This is a genomic window from Alteraquisediminimonas sediminicola, from assembly GCF_019740335.1.
GTDB classification, from domain to species: domain Bacteria; phylum Pseudomonadota; class Alphaproteobacteria; order Sphingomonadales; family Sphingomonadaceae; genus Alteraquisediminimonas; species Alteraquisediminimonas sediminicola.
On the sequence record NZ_JAHXZS010000007.1, the window covers coordinates 66,388 to 86,919 of the forward strand.

The 20,532-nt window shown below is 58.6% G+C and carries 22 protein-coding genes and 1 tRNA gene; 16 read left to right on the plus strand and 7 right to left on the minus strand.

Features of this window, described 5'->3' with window-relative positions; all coding sequences use genetic code 11:
- Nucleotides 1–3 precede the first annotated feature (3 nt).
- From K6117_RS12835 to K6117_RS12890, 12 genes are all read left to right on the plus strand, one after another.
- Nucleotides 4–1,128 (plus strand): NAD(P) transhydrogenase subunit alpha, encoded by a 1,125-nt coding sequence (locus tag K6117_RS12835; RefSeq protein WP_221795852.1) that lies wholly within the window; start codon nt 4–6, stop codon nt 1,126–1,128.
- A gap of 97 nt (nt 1,129–1,225) precedes the next feature.
- Nucleotides 1,226–1,507 (plus strand): proton-translocating transhydrogenase family protein, encoded by a 282-nt coding sequence (locus K6117_RS12840; RefSeq protein WP_221795854.1) that lies wholly within the window; start codon nt 1,226–1,228, stop codon nt 1,505–1,507.
- Between the two features lie 4 nt (nt 1,508–1,511).
- On the plus strand, nt 1,512–2,930 hold the full coding sequence (locus K6117_RS12845) for an NAD(P)(+) transhydrogenase (Re/Si-specific) subunit beta (protein WP_221795857.1): 1,419 nt from the start codon (nt 1,512–1,514) through the stop codon (nt 2,928–2,930).
- A gap of 173 nt (nt 2,931–3,103) precedes the next feature.
- Entirely contained in the window at nt 3,104–4,285 is a 1,182-nt protein-coding gene (bktB, locus tag K6117_RS12850; protein ID WP_221795860.1) for a beta-ketothiolase BktB, read from the plus strand.
- Nucleotides 4,286–4,573: 288 nt separating this feature from the next.
- A complete protein-coding gene (cobA, locus tag K6117_RS12855; protein WP_221795863.1) occupies nt 4,574–5,389 on the plus strand; it encodes a uroporphyrinogen-III C-methyltransferase in 816 nt (271 codons plus the stop codon).
- The gene (locus K6117_RS12860) at nt 5,386–5,673 is read left to right on the plus strand and encodes a DUF2849 domain-containing protein (RefSeq protein ID WP_221795866.1); all 288 of its coding nucleotides are present in this window, start codon (nt 5,386–5,388) and stop codon (nt 5,671–5,673) included. Before cobA ends, K6117_RS12860 begins: the two co-directional genes overlap by 4 nt.
- A 4-nt stretch (nt 5,674–5,677) precedes the next feature.
- A complete protein-coding gene (locus tag K6117_RS12865; RefSeq protein WP_221795869.1) occupies nt 5,678–7,309 on the plus strand; it encodes a nitrite/sulfite reductase in 1,632 nt (543 codons plus the stop codon).
- Entirely contained in the window at nt 7,302–7,727 is a 426-nt protein-coding gene (locus K6117_RS12870; protein ID WP_221795872.1) for a DUF934 domain-containing protein, read from the plus strand. Before K6117_RS12865 ends, K6117_RS12870 begins: the two co-directional genes overlap by 8 nt.
- Nucleotides 7,720–8,490, plus strand: coding sequence for a phosphoadenylyl-sulfate reductase (locus K6117_RS12875; protein WP_221795875.1), 771 nt, complete (start codon nt 7,720–7,722; stop codon nt 8,488–8,490). The genes K6117_RS12870 and K6117_RS12875 overlap by 8 nt, the downstream gene beginning before the upstream one ends.
- A gap of 63 nt (nt 8,491–8,553) precedes the next feature.
- Nucleotides 8,554–9,171 carry a ribonuclease D gene (locus K6117_RS12880; RefSeq protein ID WP_221795878.1) on the plus strand — a complete coding sequence of 206 codons (618 nt, stop codon included), beginning with the start codon at nt 8,554–8,556 and terminating at the stop codon, nt 9,169–9,171.
- A complete protein-coding gene (gene lptC / locus K6117_RS12885; RefSeq protein WP_221795881.1) occupies nt 9,164–9,820 on the plus strand; it encodes an LPS export ABC transporter periplasmic protein LptC in 657 nt (218 codons plus the stop codon). Before K6117_RS12880 ends, lptC begins: the two co-directional genes overlap by 8 nt.
- The gene (locus K6117_RS12890) at nt 9,817–10,416 is read left to right on the plus strand and encodes an LptA/OstA family protein (RefSeq protein ID WP_221795884.1); all 600 of its coding nucleotides are present in this window, start codon (nt 9,817–9,819) and stop codon (nt 10,414–10,416) included. The genes lptC and K6117_RS12890 overlap by 4 nt, the downstream gene beginning before the upstream one ends.
- A gap of 400 nt (nt 10,417–10,816) precedes the next feature.
- Here the strand turns inward: K6117_RS12890 and panC are convergent, their stop codons facing one another.
- Entirely contained in the window at nt 10,817–11,665 is an 849-nt protein-coding gene (gene panC, locus K6117_RS12895) for a pantoate--beta-alanine ligase (protein WP_221795887.1), read from the minus strand.
- A gap of 130 nt (nt 11,666–11,795) precedes the next feature.
- Here panC and K6117_RS12900 point away from each other — a divergent pair, with 130 nt between their 5' ends.
- The 3 genes from K6117_RS12900 to pgmG are packed head-to-tail and all read left to right on the plus strand — an operon-like array spanning nt 11,796 to nt 14,519.
- Nucleotides 11,796–12,605: a division plane positioning ATPase MipZ gene (locus K6117_RS12900; protein ID WP_221795890.1), complete on the plus strand. Its 810-nt coding sequence runs from the start codon at nt 11,796–11,798 to the stop codon at nt 12,603–12,605.
- A gap of 43 nt (nt 12,606–12,648) precedes the next feature.
- Nucleotides 12,649–13,131: a J domain-containing protein gene (locus K6117_RS12905; RefSeq protein WP_221795893.1), complete on the plus strand. Its 483-nt coding sequence runs from the start codon at nt 12,649–12,651 to the stop codon at nt 13,129–13,131.
- Entirely contained in the window at nt 13,131–14,519 is a 1,389-nt protein-coding gene (gene pgmG / locus K6117_RS12910; protein ID WP_221795896.1) for a phosphoglucomutase/phosphomannomutase PgmG, read from the plus strand. Before K6117_RS12905 ends, pgmG begins: the two co-directional genes overlap by 1 nt.
- A 43-nt stretch (nt 14,520–14,562) precedes the next feature.
- Here the strand turns inward: pgmG and K6117_RS12915 are convergent, their stop codons facing one another.
- Nucleotides 14,563–14,883: a TraR/DksA family transcriptional regulator gene (locus K6117_RS12915; protein ID WP_221795900.1), complete on the minus strand. Its 321-nt coding sequence runs from the start codon at nt 14,881–14,883 to the stop codon at nt 14,563–14,565.
- Between the two features lie 178 nt (nt 14,884–15,061).
- Between K6117_RS12915 and K6117_RS12920 the strand changes: the two genes are divergently transcribed.
- Nucleotides 15,062–15,138, plus strand: a tRNA-His gene (locus K6117_RS12920).
- A gap of 246 nt (nt 15,139–15,384) precedes the next feature.
- On the opposite strand, the gene K6117_RS14600 is transcribed toward K6117_RS12920, so the two are convergent.
- The 5 genes from K6117_RS14600 to K6117_RS12940 all read right to left on the minus strand — a co-directional run bounded on the left by K6117_RS14600 (nt 15,385) and on the right by K6117_RS12940 (nt 20,502).
- Nucleotides 15,385–16,377: a tyrosine-type recombinase/integrase gene (locus K6117_RS14600; RefSeq protein WP_343211792.1), complete on the minus strand. Its 993-nt coding sequence runs from the start codon at nt 16,375–16,377 to the stop codon at nt 15,385–15,387.
- A complete protein-coding gene (locus K6117_RS14670) occupies nt 16,362–16,526 on the minus strand; it encodes a helix-turn-helix domain-containing protein (RefSeq protein WP_221795903.1) in 165 nt (54 codons plus the stop codon). The genes K6117_RS14600 and K6117_RS14670 overlap by 16 nt, the downstream gene beginning before the upstream one ends.
- Before the next feature lie 334 nt (nt 16,527–16,860).
- Nucleotides 16,861–17,424 carry a hypothetical protein gene (locus K6117_RS12935; protein WP_221795906.1) on the minus strand — a complete coding sequence of 188 codons (564 nt, stop codon included), beginning with the start codon at nt 17,422–17,424 and terminating at the stop codon, nt 16,861–16,863.
- A 2,042-nt stretch (nt 17,425–19,466) separates the two neighbouring features.
- The gene (lysC, locus tag K6117_RS14675) at nt 19,467–19,742 is read right to left on the minus strand and encodes an Rz1-like lysis system protein LysC (protein ID WP_425514717.1); all 276 of its coding nucleotides are present in this window, start codon (nt 19,740–19,742) and stop codon (nt 19,467–19,469) included.
- 247 nt (nt 19,743–19,989) lie between these two features.
- Entirely contained in the window at nt 19,990–20,502 is a 513-nt protein-coding gene (locus tag K6117_RS12940; protein ID WP_221795909.1) for a lysozyme, read from the minus strand.
- Nucleotides 20,503–20,532 lie beyond the last annotated feature (30 nt).

Below are 20,532 nucleotides of genomic sequence, written 5' to 3' on the forward strand. Positions count from 1 at the left end.
ACCGTGAAAATCGCAATATTGAAAGAGACCGCCGCCGGTGAACGCCGCGTGGCCGGGACGCCTGAGACGGTGAAGAAGTTCAAGGCATTGGGCGCGGAGTTGGTGGTCGAGACGGGCGCAGGGGCTGCGTCCTCGATTGCCGATCAGGCCTATGTCGATGCGGGCGCAACGGTCGTTGGCCGTGCGGACGCCATCAAGGGCGCGGACATTCTCCTCGGCGTGCAGGGGCCAGATCCCGTTTCGCTCGACGGCGTGAAGACGGGCGCGTGGATCGTCGCCGGGTTGAACCCGTTTGGCGAACGTGCGCGGGTCGATGCCTATGCGGGCCTTGGCGTCGATGCGCTGGCGATGGAATTCATGCCGCGCATCACGCGCGCGCAGTCGATGGACATTTTGTCGTCCCAGTCGAACCTGTCCGGCTATAAGGCCGTGCTGGATGCGGCGGGTGCCTATGACCGCGCCTTTCCGATGATGATGACGGCGGCAGGCACGGTGTCTGCGGCGCGTGTGTTCGTCATGGGCGTCGGCGTGGCCGGTTTGCAGGCGATTGCGACCGCGCGGCGTTTGGGTGCGCAGGTATCGGCGACCGATGTGCGTTCCGCCACCCGCGAGCAGATTGAATCGCTCGGTGCCAAGGCGATCTTCGTCGATGACGTCAAGGGCATCGAGGGCGAAGGTTCGGGCGGCTATGCGACCGAAATGTCCGATGAGTACAAGGCGGCACAGGCCGCGCTCGTGTCATCGCACATTGCCAAGCAGGACATCGTCATCACCACCGCACTTATTCCGGGACGTCCGGCGCCGCGCCTGATTTCGGACGCGCAAATCGCGTCGATGCGGCCCGGCAGCGTGATCGTCGATCTCGCGGTTGAACAGGGCGGCAATGTCGAAGGCGCGGTTGCGGGCGAGATTGTCGAACGTCATGGCGTGAAGATCGTCGGCCATAAGAATGTGCCGTCGCGGATCGCGGCGGATGCATCGGCCTTGTTCTCGCGCAACCTCTTCAACTTCCTCTCGGCATTCTGGGACAAGGACGCTGGTCGCCCCAATCTGCCGGATGAAGATGAGATCACCAAGGCCATCCGCCTTACGCACAATGGTCAGGTCGTCAACGAACGACTGCTGTGATAACGCACGGCCTGTAACATGCTTAATCAAGCCCCAAGGCTTAATCGCGTGAAGCAGGACCAACGCCAGCGTTGTCGGAAACGGACAAGGGATTAACATGGATTTTATCAGCATTCTCTCCATCTTCGTGATGGCCTGCTTTGTTGGCTATTATGTCGTCTGGTCGGTTACCCCCGCCCTGCACACGCCATTGATGGCCGTCACCAATGCAATTTCGTCGGTCATCATCGTCGGCGCGTTGATCTCTTCGGCAGCAGCCGGGGTTGCCATCGCGAAATGGCTTGGCCTGCTCGCGGTCGTGCTGGCCAGCATCAACATTTTCGGCGGCTTTGCGGTGACTGCGCGCATGCTCGCGATGTATAAGAAGAAGGAACGTTAAGGCGATGCACATTGCAACCGCTACGCCCGCATGGGCGATGCTCGCGTATCTTGTCGCCGGGATCTGCTTCATCCTCGCACTGCGCGGCCTGTCCTCCCCCGCTTCATCGCGCAAGGGCAATCGTTACGGCATGGCAGGCATGACGCTGGCCGTCGGCACCACGCTCATCACGCATATGAATGTCGGGATCATCGAGATCGCCATTGCCATCGGCATCGGCGCGGTGATCGGCCTTGTCACGGCCCGTCGCATCGCGATGACGGACATGCCGCAATTGGTCGCCGCCTTCCACTCGCTCGTCGGTCTGGCCGCCGTGCTGGTGGCTGCCGCCGCTTATCTCAACCCGCAGGCCTTTGGCATTGTCGATGCAGCGGGTCAGATCTTCACCGTCAGCCGGATCGAAATGGGCCTCGGCATCGCCATCGGCGCCATCACCTTCTCCGGTTCGGTCATCGCGTTCCTCAAATTGAACGGCAATATGTCGGGTACGCCGATCATGCTGCCGGGTCGTCATTTGATCAACATCGGCACGCTCGCGGCGATCATCGGCCTGATCGGCTATTTCCTGACCGATCAAAGCCCGTGGATCTTCTGGACCGTGACGGCGTTGAGCTTTGTCATCGGCTTCCTGCTGATCATCCCGATCGGCGGCGCGGACATGCCCGTCGTGGTATCGATGCTGAACAGCTATTCCGGCTGGGCGGCGGCGGCCATGGGCTTCACCTTGCAGAACACGGCGATGATCATCACCGGCGCATTGGTCGGGTCTTCGGGCGCGATCCTGTCGTACATCATGTGCAAGGCAATGAACCGCAGCTTCATCTCGGTGATCGCGGGCGGCTTTGGTGCTGCACCGGAAGCTGGTTCGGGCGGCGCGGCCAAGGTTGACCGTCCGTGGAAGCGCGGTTCGGCAGACGATGCGGCGTTCCTGATGAGCCAGGCCGAACAGGTCATCATCGTCCCGGGCTACGGCATGGCCGTCGCTCAGGCGCAGCATGCGCTGCGTGAAATGGGCGATCTGCTGAAGAAGGAGGGCGTGCGCGTCAAATATGCGATCCATCCGGTCGCAGGTCGTATGCCGGGCCATATGAATGTGCTCTTGGCCGAAGCCAACGTCCCGTATGACGAAGTCTTCGAACTGGAAGACATCAACGGCGAATTCGCCCAGACCGACGTGGCATTCGTCATCGGCGCGAACGACGTGACCAACCCGGCTGCCAAGACCGACAAGAGCTCGCCGATTTACGGCATGCCGGTATTGGACGTCGAAAAGGCCAAGACCGTCTTGTTCGTCAAGCGGTCGATGGGCGGGGTCGGCTATGCCGGCGTCGACAACGACGTATTCTATATGGACCAGACCATGATGCTCCTCGCGGATGCGAAGAAAATGGTCGATGATATCTGCAAGGCGTTGCAGCACTAATTGCAAGGGCAGATATAAGCCCGATACATTCGGAGCAGGTTCCTTTTCCGCCGCCCCTTTCCGCTTGGCCATTTTTGGTCCGGCGGAAAGCGGGCGGCGGAAATCCATTTGCCCAAAGGCACGCAACGGTAAAAGCCGGCGATGGTCTTGGTCAGTTATCAAGGAAGATCAACATGCAAGACGTATTCATTGTCGGCGCAGCGCGAACCGCGATCGGCACGTTCGGCGGCAGCCTCAAAGGGCTGATGCCTGCTGAACTCGGCACGGTCGCTGCCAAGGCTGCGATTGCGCGTGCGGGCGTCAACCCTGCCGACATCGACAACAGCGTGTTCGGGCAGGTTGGTCCGACGGAAGCGCATGACGCCTATCTCGCGCGCCGCATCGGTCTGGCCGCAGGCCTGCCGGACACCGGCATCGCGCACAGCGTCAACCGCTTGTGCGGTTCCGGGGCGCAGGCCATCGTCACCGCCACCCAGATGATCCAATTGGGCGAATCCGATATCAGCCTCGCCGGCGGCGCTGAATCGATGAGCAATGCCCCGATGGTCGTCAACGGCATGCGCTGGGGCACCAAAATGGGCAATGCAACCGTGGTCGACTGGTTGAACGCGACACTGCATGACCCTTGGGGCAATGGCCATATGGGCTGCACCGGTGAAAATGTTGCCGCTCGTTATGGCATCAGCCGCGAACGTCAGGACGCCTATTCGGTCGAATCGCAGCGCCGTGCCGGTGCCGCCATCGCCGAAGGCCGGTTCAAGGACCAGATCGCCCCGATCGAACTCAAGACCCGCAAGGGCGTTGTCCAGTTCGACACCGACGAACATCCACGCCCGCAGACCACGATGGAAGATCTTGCCGCGCTGAAGCCCGTGTTCCGCAAGGAAAATGGCACGGTAACCGCAGGCAACGCATCGGGCCTGAATGACGCGGGCGCTGCCGTCGTGCTGGCTAGTGGCGATGCCGTCAAGGCCAAGGGCCTGACCCCGATTGCCCGCATCGTGGCCTCTGCCGCCGCAGGCGTCGCGCCGGACGTCATGGGTCTCGGCCCGGTCGAAGCCGTGCCGATCGCGCTCAAGCGTGCAGGCCTGACGGTCGCCGACATGGATGTGATCGAATCGAACGAAGCCTTTGCCGTCCAGTCGATAGCGGTGGCCGATGCGCTTGGCTTCGACCCGGCCAAGGTCAATCCGAACGGCGGCGCGGTGGCGCTTGGTCACCCGCTGGGTGCGACCGGTGCGTTGCTGACGGTCAAGGCGATCTATGAACTCAAGCGCATTGGTGGCCGTTATGGCCTGATCACCATGTGCATCGGCGGCGGTCAGGGCATCGCCCTGATCATCGAAAACGTCTGAATTTAGACCTATCGAGAAAAATGACGCCAGATGATGGGAGCTGACCTTCATCTGGCGTCTGCCTCGAAGTTTATATCCAATCAAATAGGTGGACAATCGAGCCGCGCTTCGACTCGGCCTTGATTCACACCACTTCGGCCCTCGTTTTTGCTGAACTTTCCAGAGGCGAGCGCAGCGCCCATTCCATCGGGCATTGATCCTCACGCGACTCACCGGATAGATTCGCTTGGACCCTGCAAAAATTCCCTGAATTGCTATACGCGCCGGAAATGCGCATGGCGTGCTTCCATGGTTAAAGACCACTCCCTTGATTCGCAGGCGCGCGGACGCGTGATCCTGATCGGCGCAGGTCCGGGCGATCCCGATCTGTTGACGGTGCGCGCCGTGCGCCACCTCGCCATGGCAGAGGTGCTGATCCATGACGGTCTGATCGATCCGCGCGTGCTGGATCTCGCCCCTGCCGATGCCCTGCGAATCTCCGTCGCCAAAAAGCGCGACCGCCACACCGTGCCGCAAGAGGGCATCAACGCCCTGTTGGTCGAACATGGGCTGGCGGGCAAGATCGTGGTGCGGTTGAAGGGCGGCGATCCGTTCATCTTTGGCCGTGGCGGCGAAGAGGTTGAGGCCTTGCGCGCAGCCGGTGTCGCGGTTGAGGTCATTCCCGGTATTTCCGCCGCGCTTGGCGCGTCTGCCGAGGCGATGCTGCCGCTCACCCATCGCGATTGGTCGAGCGCTGTCAGCTTTGTCGCTGGCACGTGCAAAGGGCTGGTCGCGCAGGATTGGTCCGGGCTGGCCGGTCAAGGCCGCACGCTCGTTATTTACATGGGCGTCACCACCGCGCAGGACATCGCCGATAAGCTGATGGCGCAGGGCGTGGCCCCGGATATGCCGGTGGCGGTACTCGAACGCGGCACGCTCCCCGGCGCGCGGGCGATGCGGACCTTGCTTGCCGACCTTGGCGAGATGGTGTCACGCGAACAGGTGATCAGCCCCGCCATCGTCATTATCGGCGAGGTGGTGCGTCTTTCGGATGCGGCAGATAAATTGGCCGGTGGCGAAGACAAATTAGAACATTTGGCCAGGCAGTTGGAGGCAATGGCGTGAAAATTCTGACAGGAAACGACCTGAAAACAGGCGATGTGATCTGGTGGACCGGCAAAAGCTGGTCACGACATATTGGCGAAGCCGTGGATGCGGGCGATAATGGCGAAGCCGTGCTGGCCGAGGAATCGGCGGCACAGCGTGTGAACGCAGCCTATATCGTCGATGCCGCCGCCAGCCCGAACGGGCCGCTGCCCTTGCATATCAAGGACCGTGTCCGCGCTGCTGGGCCGACTGTCCGTGCCGATCTTGGCATCAACCCTGACGTCCCGATTGTGAAGGGCTGAACTCATGTATCAATATGACAAATTCGATCAGGCCATCGTCGATGCGCGGGTTGAAGAATTTCGCGATCAGGTCAATCGCCGCATCAATGGTGAAATGACCGAGGACCAGTTCAAGCCGCTGCGCCTGATGAACGGTCTCTATCTCCAATTGCACGCCTATATGCTGCGCGTGGCGATTCCTTATGGCACGCTGTCGGGCAAGCAGATGCGCATGCTTGGCCATATCGCGCGCAAATATGATCGCGATTACGGCCATTTCACCACCCGCCAGAACATCCAGTACAACTGGATCAAGCTGGAAGACACGCCCGACATTCTGGCCGATCTCGCCAGCGTGGAAATGCATGCGATCCAGACCAGCGGCAATTGCATCCGCAACATCTCGTCCGATCAATATGCAGGCGCAGCCGCCGATGAAGTGGCTGATCCGCGTCCTTGGGCTGAATTGCTGCGTCAATGGTCGACCTTCCACCCGGAATTCAGCTATCTGCCGCGCAAGTTCAAAATCGCGGTGATCGCTTCCCAGGAAGATCGCGCCGCGATGCGCCTGCATGACATCGGTCTCGAACTGGTGATGCGCGATGGCGTATTGGGCGCGCGCGTATTCGTCGGCGGCGGCATGGGCCGCACCCCGATGATCGCGCCGGAAATCGCCGAATTCGTCAAGGCGGATGATCTGCTGAGCTATCTCGAAGCGTGCCTGCGCGTGTACAACCGTTATGGCCGTCGCGATAATGCGTACAAGGCGCGGATCAAGATCCTGATCCATGAACTGGGCGCGGATGAATATCGCCGTCAGGTCGCCGAAGAATTCGCCCATGTGAAGACCTTGGGGATCGATCCGCCTTTGGCCGAACTGGAGCGCATCTCCGCCTATTTCGCACCGCCTGCCTATGAACAGGGCTTAAGCGACGAGATCGACCGGTCCAACCCGGCATTCGCCCATTGGGTCGATCAGAACGTCAAGGCGCACAAGCAGCCGGGCTATGCCATCGTCAATATCAGCCTGAAGCCGGTCGGCGGCATTCCGGGCGATGCGTCCTCGGATCAGATCGATCTGATGGCGGATCTGGCCGAAAAATACGGCTTTGACGAACTGCGCGTGACCCATGCCCAGAATATCGTGCTGCCATTTGTGGCCAAGCGCGATCTGTTCACCGTGTGGCAGGCGCTGGATGCGGCAGGCATTGCCAATGCCAATCTCGATCTCGTGACCGACATCATCGCCTGCCCCGGCCTTGATTATTGCTCGCTCGCCAATGCGCGGTCGATCCCGGTCGCCCAGAAAATCGCCGAACGTTTTGCCGATGCAGAACGCCAGCGCGATATTGGCGAATTGAAGCTGAAGATTTCCGGCTGCATCAATGCCTGCGGGCATCACCATGCAGGCCATATCGGCATTCTCGGCGTCGATAAGAAGGGGGTCGAAAATTACCAGCTCACCCTCGGCGGTTCGGGCGCAGAAGATGTGTCGATCGGCAAGATCACCGGCCCCGGCTTCGATGAAGACGGGATCGTTGATGCCGTCGAACGCGCTGTCGAAAAATATCGCGCCGTCCGCGTGGAAGGCGAACGTTTTATCGATACCTATCGTCGGGTTGGCGCCGACAGCTTCAAGGAGGCGATCTATGGTTGATGTTATCCGTTTCCGCGATGATGCGGCCAATGACCAGCCCTTGGTGTCGGTCGAAGCCCTGTCCGGCCAGACCAATGCCACTGCCGTGCGGTTGGAAAGCGATGAGGACGCCCGCGCGCTCCTCCCCTATCTCAATCAGCTTGCGCTGATCGAGGTCGCCTTCCCGACCTTCCGCGACGGTCGCGGCTATTCCGCCGCGCGCATCCTGCGCGAAGCGGGCTTTACCGGCGAATTGCGCGCGCAGGGCGATGTCTTGGTCGATCAAATCCCGTCGATGCGTCGCTGCGGCTTTGACAGCTTTATCGCCAATGCGCCGGTGGATCAGGCGACGCTTGATAAGTCGCTCAATCGCTACGACCATGTTTATCAGCCCGCCGCCGATGCGGCCTTGCCTGTCTGGAAATTGCGCCATGGCTGAACCGGCTCGGCTGGTTGACAAGATCGATGTCGCGCCGCGTTTCGACGCGGACGATGTTGCGCGCCTGAATGCGCGTTTCGAAGATGCAGACACCGCCGAGATGATCGCGACGGTGCTGCGCGAGGGTCTACTGGGTCGCGTCGCCGCTGTCTCGTCCTTTGGGGCGGAATCGGCGGTGCTGCTGCATTTGCTGGCGCAGGCCGATGCCAGTGTGCCGGTGCTGTTCATCAATACCGGCAAGCATTTCCCGCAGACGCTCGACTATCGCGATCAACTGGTGGCGCAACTGCATCTGACCGGGCTGCATAATGTCGAGCCGGACGCCGCCACGATTGCGGAAAAGGACGAAACGGGCTTGCGCTGGTCTTATGATCCGGACGGCTGCTGCGAGATCCGCAAGGTCTTGCCGCTTGAACCGGTGATGGCCGGGTTCGATGCGTCGATTACGGGGCGCAAGGGCTTCCAGTCCGCGACCCGCGCCGGGTTGCAATATTTCGAACTCGACGGCGGGCGGATCAAATTCAACCCGCTGGCCCGTTGGGACAAGACCAAGATCGACGCCTATATGGCCGAACATCATCTGCCGCCCCATCCCTTGGTTGAGGCGGGCTATCCGTCGATCGGCTGCGCACCCTGCACCTCGCGCGTGCAACCGGGCGAAGACCCGCGTGCTGGCCGCTGGCGCGGTTGGGACAAGGTCGAATGCGGTATCCACTCGGCTGTGCCGGTCGATGGCGCAGGTGGGGATGAGCCGGTTTTCTGATATTGAGCTGTTCCTCAAACAACTCACATTGAGCGCGGCCTCAATCTGGTCTAGGGCAGGCCCATGACCGTTTATTTTCACGAAGAAGACCTGCCCGCAGGCGTGCTCGCCGATGGCCCGATTGCCATCGATACCGAAACCATGGGCCTGTTGACCCATCGCGATCGTCTGTGCGTCGTGCAGATCGCCGATGGCCGTGGGGATGAGCATCTCGTCCGGTTCAATCCGGGAAGCGTATATGCCGCGCCGAATCTCAAGGCTGTGCTGGCCGATCCCGACCGGATCAAAATTTATCATTACGCCCGCTTCGATCTCGCGGCGATCAGCCATTATCTCGGCGTTAATGCCGCACCTGTCTATTGCACCAAGACCGCATCGCGCCTTGTCCGCACCTATACCGACCGCCACGGTCTGAAGGATCTGGTGCGCGAATTGCTGGGCAAGGAAATTTCCAAGCAGCAGCAAAGCTCGGATTGGGGCGGTCCTGTCCTGTCGGAAGCGCAACGCGATTATGCCGCGAGCGACGTTCGTTTTCTGCACCCCATGATGGCCGAGTTGAACCTGCGCCTTGCGCGCGAGGGCCGGACCGAACTCGCACAGGCGTGTTTCGATTTCCTGCCCCATCGCGCGGCACTTGATCTTGCTGGCTGGCCGGACGTCGATATCTTCGCCCATGTCTGAACCCCTGCCTGCCCCCTTGGCGAGCTTGCCACAACTGTCACCACGGGTTGCTTGGGCGATGCCCCATAGCAGCCATGATCGGCTGATTGGTCGGATGCGCAAGCTATTGCCGGCGGGCATTGGCATTTTGGGTGGGCTAATGGTCTTTGCGCCGATTTTGGTGCAGAGCGATCTCAGCTTTGTCCTCAGCAAGGATCGGGTTGAAGTCGCCAAGGAACGGCTCCGCATCGCCACCGCCACCTATCGCGGCGAAGACAGCAATGGCCGCGCATTCGAACTGCGCGCCAATTCGGCGGTGCAGGCAAGCTCGCGCGATCCGGTGGTCAAGCTCACCGGGCTCGCAGGCAAGATGGCGCTCAATCATACCATTGGCCATATCACCGCCAATCATGGCCGTTATGATATGGATGCGGAGCGCGTCGCGATTGACGGCCCGATGCATTATCGCTCGGAAGATGGCTATCGCCTCGATACCAGCAATGTCGATATCAGCTTGAAGGATCGCACGATCACCAGTGCCGGTCCGGTCAATGGCAATATTTCGATCGGCGACTTTGCCGCCGACCGTCTGCACGCCAATCTACCAACCCGCGTCGTGGTCCTTGAGGGCCGGGCCCGCCTCCATATCGTTCAGGGAGCCAAAAAATGACCGTTCGTCGCCCGAACTTCGCCCTGCCGAGCTTCATCATTGCCGCCTGTGCCGCCCTTGGCCTGACCGGCATCTATGCAGTCCCGGCATTGTCGCAGGCCGCGTCTTCCGGCACTTCGGCACTACAAGGCCATGATGGCAACGCGCCGATCGATGTCGAGTCCGACCGGATCGAAGTGCAAGACCGCGCCGACCGGGCGATTTTCATTGGCAATGTCCATGCCCGTCAAGGCGATATGACCATGGACTCCGCACGATTGACCGTCGCTTATGCCAAAAATGCCAATGCGGCGGGCGGCGATGACATCAAGGTCCATCGCCTTGATGCCAGCGGTGGCGTGGTGTTGACCAGCCCCTCCGAAACGGCCCGCGGCCAATTGGCAATTTACGATGTCGATCAGCGGCTGATCACCATGATCGGCGGCGTGGTATTGGTGCAGGATGGCAATGTCATCCGGGGCGGACGACTCGTCATCAACCTTGATACAGGCCGTGCCGTTGTCGATGGTTCGGCGGTCGGCGGCAGCGGTTCCGCCGGGGCGGGTGGACGCGTGAGCGGACGTTTCACCGTGCCGCAGCGCAACAAAAACCCGTAATTTACTACTGGTGACGTGTGTAAAGGGCGGAATCCATCCATTTTCCCCGCTGCACCATTAGTAATATAACTCACGAAAAACCGTCATTTATCGCACGGATAACGATTGCATTTTGTGCATCCGCGCCAGACCGTTTCGAGGTTGCGATAAACGCACGCCAGATTACATATGTTGCACCGCACCATAAAAGGGCGGTGCGACCGGAGGCGCGTCCCTCCGATGAAGGAAAGTAAAGTGAAGTTGTTCGAACAAGCCGCTATGGCTGCTGCTGCGACCGCTGCTCAGTTGCTGGTTGTCACGACCCTTATTCTGGGCTGATCCTCAACTCTAACCAGCTTGTCCCCGGGGCGATGTCCCCGGGGATAGCTCTCCCGCTTGGGCGGGACATATATTCCCAAAATCAAATCTGCGGCGCGACCGCAATATTATCGATCAACCGCGCCTTGCCGATCCGCGCTGCCGCCAACAACCGCGCCGGGCGATCCAGCCGATCCAGCACATCCAAAGTGACGGCATCCGCCAGCGCGAAATAATCCACCGCAGAAAATCCGGCCGTTAACAGCCCCTGCACCGCGCGTTCCAGCACCGCCGCGACCGGCTCTCCCGCCTCCAGCCCCGCCTTGGCTGCACCAAGCGCCTGAGGCAAGGCGACGGCCTCTGCCCGCTCTGTTGCGGTCAGATAGGCATTACGGGACGACAGGGCCAATCCGTCTGCCTCGCGCACCGTTGGTACGCCCAGCACATCCACAGCGATGTTGAGATCACGCGCCATGCGCCGGATTACCGCGAGCTGCTGATAATCCTTTTCCCCGAACAATGCGCAATCCGGGCGGACCTGATTGAACAATTTCGCGACGACCGTCGACACGCCATCGAAATGGCCGGGCCGCGATGCGCCGCAAAATCCTGTCGTCACGCCCGCCACGCTGATCGTCGTCGCAAAGCCCACCGGATACATCGTCGCCACGCTCGGCAGCCACAACAGGTCCACGCCCGCCGCCCGCAGCTTGGCCGCATCCTCTTCTTCCTGCCGGGGATAGGCGGCAAGGTCTTCATTCGGTCCGAATTGGGTCGGATTGACAAAAATCGACACGACCACGCGTGTGCCACGTTTTTTCGCCTCTTCGACCAAGGTCAGATGCCCGCGATGCAGCGCACCCATGGTCGGGACCAAGGCAATTACGTCCCCGGCCTTGCGCCAAGCCTCGACATTCGCAAAAAGCGTCGCGATATCAGTGACAATCTGCACGGACTGAAAATCTCCGAAAAACGAGTGGATCGGGCTTATGCGGACCTCAATTCACGAATGCAAGTCTCCCAAACCAGTTCAGCCTATGCCATGAGGGGCTGATATTCATAAACAGGACCCGAATCGACCGATGACCAGCCCCGCCCCGCACATCATCTGCTTCGCCAATGAAAAAGGCGGGACCGGCAAATCGACCACCGCCGTGCATGTCGCCGTGGCCTTGTCGACCATGGGCTATCGCGTGGCCGCCATCGACCTTGATCATCGCCAGCGCACGCTCGTCCGCTATCTCGAAAATCGTGAAGCGAGCGTCAAGCGACTGGGCCAAAGCCTGCCCCTGCCGCGTTACCGGGTCTATGAAGACACGAATGCCGAAGATTTCATGCGCGTACTGGAAGAGTTCGGGGCTGATGCCGATTTCGTCATCATCGACACGCCGGGCCGCGACGATCCGGTGACCCGCGTCGCCGTCACCCGCGCCAATACTTTGGTGACGCCGATCAACGACAGTTTCATCGACCTCGACCTGATCGGACAGGTCGATCCGGAAACCTTCAAGGTCCGCCGCCCCAGCTTCTATGCCGAATTGATCTGGGAGGCCCGCAAGGTCCGCGCCAAGACCGATGGCGTGACCGTGGATTGGGTCGTGCTGCGCAATCGTCTCCAGCATGTCGGCGCACGCAACATGACCCGCGTTGCCAATGCAATGGAAGAACTGGCGCGCCGCGTCGGTTTCCGCATCATCCCCGGCCTGTCGGAACGCGTCATCTATCGCGAACTGTTTCCGGCAGGGCTGACCCTGCTCGACCTCGGCGCGATCGAGGGCGCGGGTATGTCGCATATTTCGGCACGACAAGAACTGCGCGAGATGATCTCGGCGCTCGGCATCACCGATGGCGTACCGGTCCCTGCTGCTGCTGCCGACGCGGTTCCCGCCTGAACCGGCGCCCCTCTTTCATCCCGCACGTGATGATGCGCCTCACATGCCGTTGATCCTGCTCCTGGCCGCTATTGGGCTGTATTTCGCCTATAAGGGCGGCCATTTGCGCAAAATGCCTTGGGAAGATGTGCTGGGCGTGCTCTGGGGCCTTGTCGGCCTGCGTGTCATGGCGACGGGACAAGTGCTGATCGGGGCATTAATCGTGGCATCCAGCGGCGTTGCGCTGTGGCGGCGGCGAGGGTCGCAGCATCTGTCGTCCAAAACCGAACCGCATGCGCCCCCCAGCCATCCCAGTGGACAAATATCGCCATCCGAAGCGCGCGATATTCTCAATATCCCCGAAACTGCCGGACGCGCTGAAATCATCGCTGCCCATCGCGCCCTAATCGCCAGACTACATCCCGATCGTGGTGGCTCTTCCACTCTCGCGGCGCAAGTCAATGAGGCACGCGACATTTTACTGACACAAATAGATGCTTCGCGTGTTAAGGGCGCGACACCATCGAGTTCAGAGGATGACAGTTAATGCAGTTTCACCAGTTCGATTCCACCTCTTTGCGCGAATATGACATCCGCGGCATTGTGGGAAAAAGCCTGAACGCCCCGGATGCGGAGGCCATTGGCCGGACTTTCGGCACGTTGATTCGCCGCGCAGGTGGCAAGACCGTCGCGGTCGGCTATGATGGCCGCGTGTCCTCGATCCTGATGAACGAGGCATTGGTGCGCGGCCTGACGGCCAGCGGCGTCGATGTGGTGCAGATCGGCATGGGGCCAACCCCGATGCTCTATTATGCCGAAGCGACGTTAGAAGGCGTTGATGGCGGCATCCAGATAACCGGCAGCCATAATCCCGCCGATTATAATGGCTTCAAGATGGTATTTCAGCACCGCCCGTTTTTCGGCGCGGACATCCAGACCCTTGGCCGCATGGCGGCGGCGGGGGATTGGGAAATCGGCGCGGGACAGGTCCGCACCGTCGACATCATGGACGAATATGTCGCGCGGCTGGTCAAAAATTTCGACGGCGGGGCGTATCGCATCGGCTGGGACGCGGGCAATGGCGCAGCCGGCCCGATCGTCGAGCGGCTGGTCAAGCTCCTGCCGGGCGAACATCACCTGTTGTTTACCGATGTCGATGGTCGTTTCCCCAATCATCATCCCGATCCCACGGATGAGGCCAATCTGGCCGATTTAAAGGCCCTTGTCCTCGACAAGAAGCTCGATTTCGGACTGGCTTTCGATGGCGATGGCGACCGGATCGGCGCCGTCGACGGTCTGGGCCGCGTGATATGGGGAGATCAATTGCTCTCCATTTTGGCGGAACCCGTGTTGCGGGCGCTACCGGGCGCGACGATTATCGCCGATGTGAAGGCCTCGCAAGCCTTATACGACCGCATTGCCGAACTGGGCGGCACGCCCTGCATGTGGAAGACCGGCCATTCACTCATCAAGACGAAGATGAAGGAAACGAATAGCCCGCTCGCCGGGGAAATGAGCGGCCATATCTTCTTCGCCCATGATTTCTATGGCTTTGACGATGCCCAATATGCCGCCATCCGCCTGATCGGCGCAGTACATCTGCTGGGCGGCTCGCTCACGGCGCTGCGCGATGCGATGCCGGACATGATCAACACCCCGGAAATGCGTTTTCAGGTCGATGAAAGCCGCAAATTCGCGGTGATCGATGAAGTGCTCGACCGGTTGGAACAGCAAGGCGCCGAGGTCGACCGCACCGATGGCGCGCGCGTCAATACCGTGGACGGCTGGTGGCTGTTGCGCGCATCCAATACGCAGGATGTGCTGGTCGCCCGCGCCGAGGCGAAGGATCAGGCCGGGCTGGACCGGCTGATGGCCCAGATCGACGAACAACTCGCCGCTTCCGGTCTAAAACGCGGGCCGCAAGCTGGGCATTGATGTTTTCACCCCTCAAGCGCCGGGCGCTTGAGGGGTGAAAACATCAAACAGACGCGCAATTAATGCAACGCGCGGCGGTGGGCATCGCTTGCAAGCGGGCCTCGGCAATCGGTTCGCCGCAGCTGGTGCAAGTGCCGTAACTGCCATTGGCGATCCGGTCGAGCGCACCCTTGATCTGCATAATTTCATCGAGACCGGCCTGTTCCAGACCTTCCAACACCTCATCGCCCTCGCGGTCCACCGCCTGCTCTTCCGAATCGGCGGCATGCGGCTGGCGCAGATCGGCCTCGATCGTATCGATCCGGCCAGTCAGTTCAGCCAGACGAGCCTGTAATTGGGCAGCGACAGCGCGGGTATCAGTCATCCATTTATCCTTCATATGATCATCAGAATCATCGGCTTCTTGCCCTTGATCCAAGGGTTAATCATTGCGCTGGCGCAAATCCAGTGCAGTAACTTCGCTCCAGATGGTCAATCGGCTTGACGAACGCGGCCATGGGAGGTTAGAGGCGCGTCAGCTTCGGCCCATCAGGGCTGATATGGCGATCGTAGTTCAATTGGTTAGAGCACCGGTTTGTGGTACCGGAAGTTGCGGGTTCAAGTCCCGTCGGTCGCCCCACTATTTCAATCACTTAGGTAGTGTCGGTAACGGGGTTCACGGGTTCATGTGAACCTACGTGGTCGTAGAATGGGCAGGTTTCCGTAATATCCAGCCTGTTCTGCTGGTATCGAGCCTCGCCCTTACGGCACTCTACAATGTAGTTGAAGGGCTCACCCTCTTGGTGCCATGTGCATCGGGCGTCTGAGTATTCTAGGTCAGTAGCCCACGGGCAGTTATGGCAGTTACGCACCTCGTATAGAAATCCTACCATGTCAGGCTCCTTGCCGCTCCCCGTAGGAAGTCCGGGTTATATCGGGCATACACCTTGCTCGTCACCGCACTGTCGCGGTGTCCAAGGAAGGCAGCGATTTCACTCATAGGCACCCGGTCCTCAGCCATCCACACAGCGGCACTATGCCGGAACATATGAGGATGGCATTTCACACCGGACCTAGCAGAGGCAGCTTCAATCCCCTTCTTGATAGAGAGGATAGGGCCACCCCTATATTCGATCACATAGTCAGACATGGCCGCAGCCTTAGCCTCACGCAGCGCATCCATAGCCCGGTCGTTCAATGCAACAACCGCACGGCCCTTGCTTGTCTGCACCCTCCCTGCCCCATTAAGGTCAGCGAGGGACCGATCAAAGTCCACTTGCTCCCACTTCATCTGTAGCAAGGCTGTAGCCCTTCCCCCTGTCGTCACCCCTAGGATAGCGAACAGACGAACATGAGGCATAGCGCACCCTACAAGGAACTTCTTAAAGTCCCTCTTACTCAGGTGTCCTACAGACGATGGAGGTATAGCGGGCACAACGATAGCAGGGGCCTTGTCTATCAGGCCCAGCTTAGACGCCCAATTGAGGGCAGTCCTCACAAGAGATAGCTCTAACCTAGCTGTATTGACCGCACGAGCCCGCCAGAGCACATATGAGGCCCCTTGGGTATCATCTACCCTAGACAGCTCCATATCGCCCCAGTAAGGCTCTGAGGCCTTCCACGCCTCCTCCTTACGTCTACGGTCCTTGCCAATGGGCAATTGGCCTAGATATGCCGTAAGCACACCCCCGACCGTCACGACTGCACTAATGGACCGTGAAGTCCAAGCCTTACGGGCCGCAGCCTCAGCAACTACCTTATCCTGAGTATGGAGGCTAAGCCTCACACGCTTCCCCCCTTCATGCCAGATCACACAATAACTCCAGTATACGGAACTATCGGACCTAGTGCGGGTTAAGCGTCCTAGAGCATACGACATTCGTAATCCTCCACAGCCTTACCCCTCACACGCCACAGCTTGCCAAGCCTAAAGGCGGGCAAGTCCCCGGAGTGCATAAGGGAGTAGATGAAAGTGGTGCTTACGCCCCAATGGGCAGCGAGGCTTGATACAGTGAATAGCGAGGGCATACGGCTCACCTAAGGCCAAGGAGTTAACTAGGAGTTACTAGATATGCTTGCCCAAGCCATCACAAACGGCACAGTAAGGGCCACAATCACGGAATATGACAATATGCTTACAAAGGCATCAAGCGTAGCCTGAGCGTCAATCACCGCCACACCATAGCATAGCGGCCAGTCGCAAGGATCATGGTCTTAGTGATTAATAAGAAGCCCGCGTCATCCCAAGCAAAGCGAGGGGCATAGTAGGAGTGCTTACGAATGAGCATATCAGTATCCTAACCAGCACACCCCACCACACGTCAAAGGCGTATGGAGGGGTCGGGAAGTCCAAGGGTTACGATCAGGCCTTAACAGGCACCGGAACCTTCACAGCGAGGACCTTTAGGTCCGCAAGGGCAGCCTTAGAGGCATCACTCAGATGCGCCGTGGTATCACTGGCTTGCTTGATAAGGCGGGCCACAGCTAAGGCTAAGGCCACATCGTCAAAGTCCTTCTTAGCCACCTCTGGCACTGACCAGAAAGGCTCACAGGATAAGAGGCCATCAAGGATAGCCTGATCCTCTAAGCGGTCGTCAGCAGGGCATAGCTTTGCGTTATAGATATCGAGCTTTTTATCAAAGACGAGCCGGATATTGCTATGGGTTTCAAACCACGCAACCAGAGCCTTAGCACGAGTATGCTTACCCAAGTTATTCACAAGGGCCTTAGCAGAGGACGTGTCACCATTTTGAACAGACGTATGGATAGCCGCAATGCCATTGGCGTGCATATCAATATCCAAGTTACCAGCACGAGTACCGATGCTCTTAGACAGGGCAACGGACTTGCTCACAACATACTTGCCGTCAGTCTGCAAGGTCAGCAGCTTGGCGGAGACGGATTGCTTGAAAGTCAGCTTAGTCATATCAGTCACCTTCTCTATAACCTAGTAAAGCACTAGGGATAGAGGCAGGGCAGCGTCACAGCCTTCACATGACTGTCTTGTATATGAACACATGATTAGGGTCAGTAGATTGCAGCTTGGCCTGCCTCTATCGCTAGTGCCTAGACGGTCGTGAGATACGAATGTTTTAATCCTACTCACAACGGTCAGGCATTATAGCTTTGCCCCCTTGTTCCCTACCTCGGTAGCGTGATGGTTAGTGATGCAGCGTTTGGGATACCTCTCACTACATGAGAGGCCGCTCGGCCACCTAGTCTGGACAATCCATCCTAGGCGCACCCTATACACGTTGGGGCCTTAATTACTTAGCCGCCCATCCGTTCTCCTAGCCAAGGCTTGTCACACCTATAAGCTAGACCCCTGATGGTGCCTGCGTCTTGCCCACTTCCACCCGTCACCGGGAACCGGAAGCTGCGCCCACTCTAGCTATTCATTAAGGATCAGGCCTCACCCTTGCAGGATAAGCAATCACCCTAGCTAGCTGCTAGTTGGTTCGGTTATAGCCTAGTCCTGTCATGCTAGGTCATGCCGGGATTTATGCCCCGGTTAAGGTTAGTAGCTAATGCGGGTTGTTCCCCGTCACCATTTAAGAGATAAGCTAAGCTATATAAACTGTCAAGCCTTACTAATCTTAACCCCTAGGGCTTTGCCTTGCTATTCAGACCGCAACTAGTGCCTGTCCTATAGGTAGGGCTTGCGCCTATTCCCCTAGTGAGGGGAGGGCCGGGTAGGCCGCTAGGCCCTTCCGATGTTTTGGTTATAGGCTTGGCTATTTGCATTGTATAGCCCTTATTTTGCTTATCCCTTACTTTTATTAGTATATCCTTATCTCTTATATACTTAGTGGCCATGCAGTGCCTAGGTTATCCCCATATCCCTATATATATACGTCCTTGGCTTGCCCTTGGCCTGTCTCTCTATCCCTCTTGTCCTCTCTTGCCCTCTTGTCCTATCTATCCCTTGGTTCTCTCTCTTGGCTCTCCTTCCCTCTCTCTCTTATGCCCTCTCTATCCCCTCTTTATATATCCGGGTTCCTATCCTCTCTTATTGAGAGGCTCTTTCCCCTCTCATATTATATCCGCAAATAGATGCAGAATGGCCCCTTTCGGGCTTTCATCGTTCTATTGTGCGGGACGGTATCAATTCAGATTAAGGGGAAGGGCTAGGGCATGGCCTAAGAGCCAAGCCTAATGGATACAGATAGCCCTAGGGCATGGCCTAAGCCGATACAGATAGCCCCTATATCCATATCTGCCCTATCCCTAGCCCTAAGCCCCTTCATATCCCTAGCTTAAGCTATACTTTGCTTAGCTCTTATGATGCTTATGCCCATATATAACCATAGCTTAGCTTATACTTTGCTTAGGGCTAAGCTATGCCAATGCTATATAAATGCTGTCCCGTGCATTATAGGGATTTACATATCATATTGATGCGCTTATAACCTATTGCATAGAGCGATTGGTCGCATCCCGGCTTCCCCTAGGCCATGGCTTGATAGGGGCATGGGGGAGAATGGCGTCACACTTGGTCTGAGGGGCCCCCTCTCATAAGGATATCAAATTCAGGCCATAGGGCATATGAGAGGAGGGCTCAGGGTTACTTCAATGCAGGGGCGGGAGCTTTGGCAGCCGCACGTTCATCGAACACTACGCGGCCAGTAGAGGTGACTAACTGGTCCTGCTCGTTCCATGTAGGTCCACCGGGCTTGGAGTACACGCTCTCCCCGCTAAACGAGTTATGCAGAGGGGTTTTCCACCTGTCGTTATAGTGGGGCAAACCATCGTTAGCGTTGAGGGAGGTCCCGGCTTTGTAGTCCCCGGACTTCCAATACCCCCGCATGTCGTAGTCAGGGGTAATAGGGGCATGCGTCTGAGCAGCCCAGTCAGAGAACTGCTGCTCCTCAACAGGGGACAGCTTAGTGAGCTTGTTGCGCCATCCTTGGACAGCGTAGGAGTTCTGCCAAGGGGCGCTGTTAGCGTTGAACTTGAACTGGCTAGCCACTACTTACTGAGCTCCTGAGCCCATATACGAAGGGCTCCCTTATCGGCATTACAGTTAGAGAGGTCCACGCGGAGGGAGCGGACCTTAAGAACTAAGTCCCCTGTCGTTTCCAAAGGGATCGAAGTCTCAGGGCAATCTTCAATGAGAGCCTGAGGCGGCGGTAGGAGAGCTGGATGCTCACGCTTACCGCAAGCTGTTAAGGACAGCAGGAGGGATAGGCTGAGAAGCCCAATCCGGGTTGTCGGCCAAAGCCTTTCGAGTAACGGAGAGCCCACGAGCTTCCCTTTCTATGATGATGGTACGGACCTTCTGACGCTCGGCTAAAGCGATGGCGTCAGCCTCTCTTGCAGCCCGGAGGAGAGATACCTCTCCCTGAGCCGCTAGGAGGTCCGCTGAGAGCTCCTTAGAGGTAGCCCGGTATGATGTGACCTGCCAGATGAGGAAGGCCACTAGCAGGGCTCCTAGGGCAGCCAGAGAGGTACGCCAGTATTTGTATGCTAGTAACAGTAGGGACATGAGGGGTTATCCTGCTAGTATGCCCTGTATGGCGTCCTGAGAGGCTGCTGGGGATACGACTGAGTATGGGGTTAGGAAGAGGTAACGCTCAGCCTTGCGGCGCTTCTCTAGGCCACGGAGAACGATGTTCTGGCCCTTGACCCTAGCGTACTTCCATTTGGGGAACTGGTCCGCTGCCCCGATGTAGTCCTTGGCATTAAGGCGCTTGGCCATAGTGCTCTTACAGAACTTGGGGACACCGATGTTGAAGGCGAAGGAGACGACAGCATCGCGCTGGTTTGGGGTAAGCGGGGCAGAGATACACTTCTCCACACCTGCACGGTGCATGGCTATATCCCGGAGGAGAGTAGCGTTGCACTCGTCTAGGGTAAGACGTTGCCCGAGCTTTACCTCGGGGCCCGTGTGACCGTAGCAGATGGTGGGGATGCCCACGGGGTCTAGGTACGCGGAGGTACGCAGACCCTCGTGGGCTTGAATGGTAGCTAGGCCCGCTGCCCCGATGATCGCTGCTGCGGTCAAAGGGGCAATGAGTTTCTTTAAGATAGGCTG

Coding starts and splice junctions, on each gene's coding strand:
- K6117_RS12840 (WP_221795854.1), top strand. CDS start 1,226: ATGGATTTTATCAGCATTCTCTCCATCTTCGTGATGGCCTGCTTTGTT.
- K6117_RS12845 (WP_221795857.1), top strand. CDS start 1,512: ATGCACATTGCAACCGCTACGCCCGCATGGGCGATGCTCGCGTATCTT.
- bktB (WP_221795860.1), top strand. CDS start 3,104: ATGCAAGACGTATTCATTGTCGGCGCAGCGCGAACCGCGATCGGCACG.
- cobA (WP_221795863.1), top strand. CDS start 4,574: ATGGTTAAAGACCACTCCCTTGATTCGCAGGCGCGCGGACGCGTGATC.
- K6117_RS12865 (WP_221795869.1), top strand. CDS start 5,678: ATGTATCAATATGACAAATTCGATCAGGCCATCGTCGATGCGCGGGTT.
- K6117_RS12870 (WP_221795872.1), top strand. CDS start 7,302: ATGGTTGATGTTATCCGTTTCCGCGATGATGCGGCCAATGACCAGCCC.
- K6117_RS12875 (WP_221795875.1), top strand. CDS start 7,720: ATGGCTGAACCGGCTCGGCTGGTTGACAAGATCGATGTCGCGCCGCGT.
- K6117_RS12880 (WP_221795878.1), top strand. CDS start 8,554: ATGACCGTTTATTTTCACGAAGAAGACCTGCCCGCAGGCGTGCTCGCC.
- lptC (WP_221795881.1), top strand. CDS start 9,164: ATGTCTGAACCCCTGCCTGCCCCCTTGGCGAGCTTGCCACAACTGTCA.
- K6117_RS12890 (WP_221795884.1), top strand. CDS start 9,817: ATGACCGTTCGTCGCCCGAACTTCGCCCTGCCGAGCTTCATCATTGCC.
- K6117_RS12900 (WP_221795890.1), top strand. CDS start 11,796: ATGACCAGCCCCGCCCCGCACATCATCTGCTTCGCCAATGAAAAAGGC.
- K6117_RS12905 (WP_221795893.1), top strand. CDS start 12,649: ATGCCGTTGATCCTGCTCCTGGCCGCTATTGGGCTGTATTTCGCCTAT.
- pgmG (WP_221795896.1), top strand. CDS start 13,131: ATGCAGTTTCACCAGTTCGATTCCACCTCTTTGCGCGAATATGACATC.
- K6117_RS12915 (WP_221795900.1), bottom strand. CDS start 14,883: ATGACTGATACCCGCGCTGTCGCTGCCCAATTACAGGCTCGTCTGGCT.
- K6117_RS14600 (WP_343211792.1), bottom strand. CDS start 16,377: ATGTCGTATGCTCTAGGACGCTTAACCCGCACTAGGTCCGATAGTTCC.
- K6117_RS14670 (WP_221795903.1), bottom strand. CDS start 16,526: ATGCCCTCGCTATTCACTGTATCAAGCCTCGCTGCCCATTGGGGCGTA.
- K6117_RS12935 (WP_221795906.1), bottom strand. CDS start 17,424: ATGACTAAGCTGACTTTCAAGCAATCCGTCTCCGCCAAGCTGCTGACC.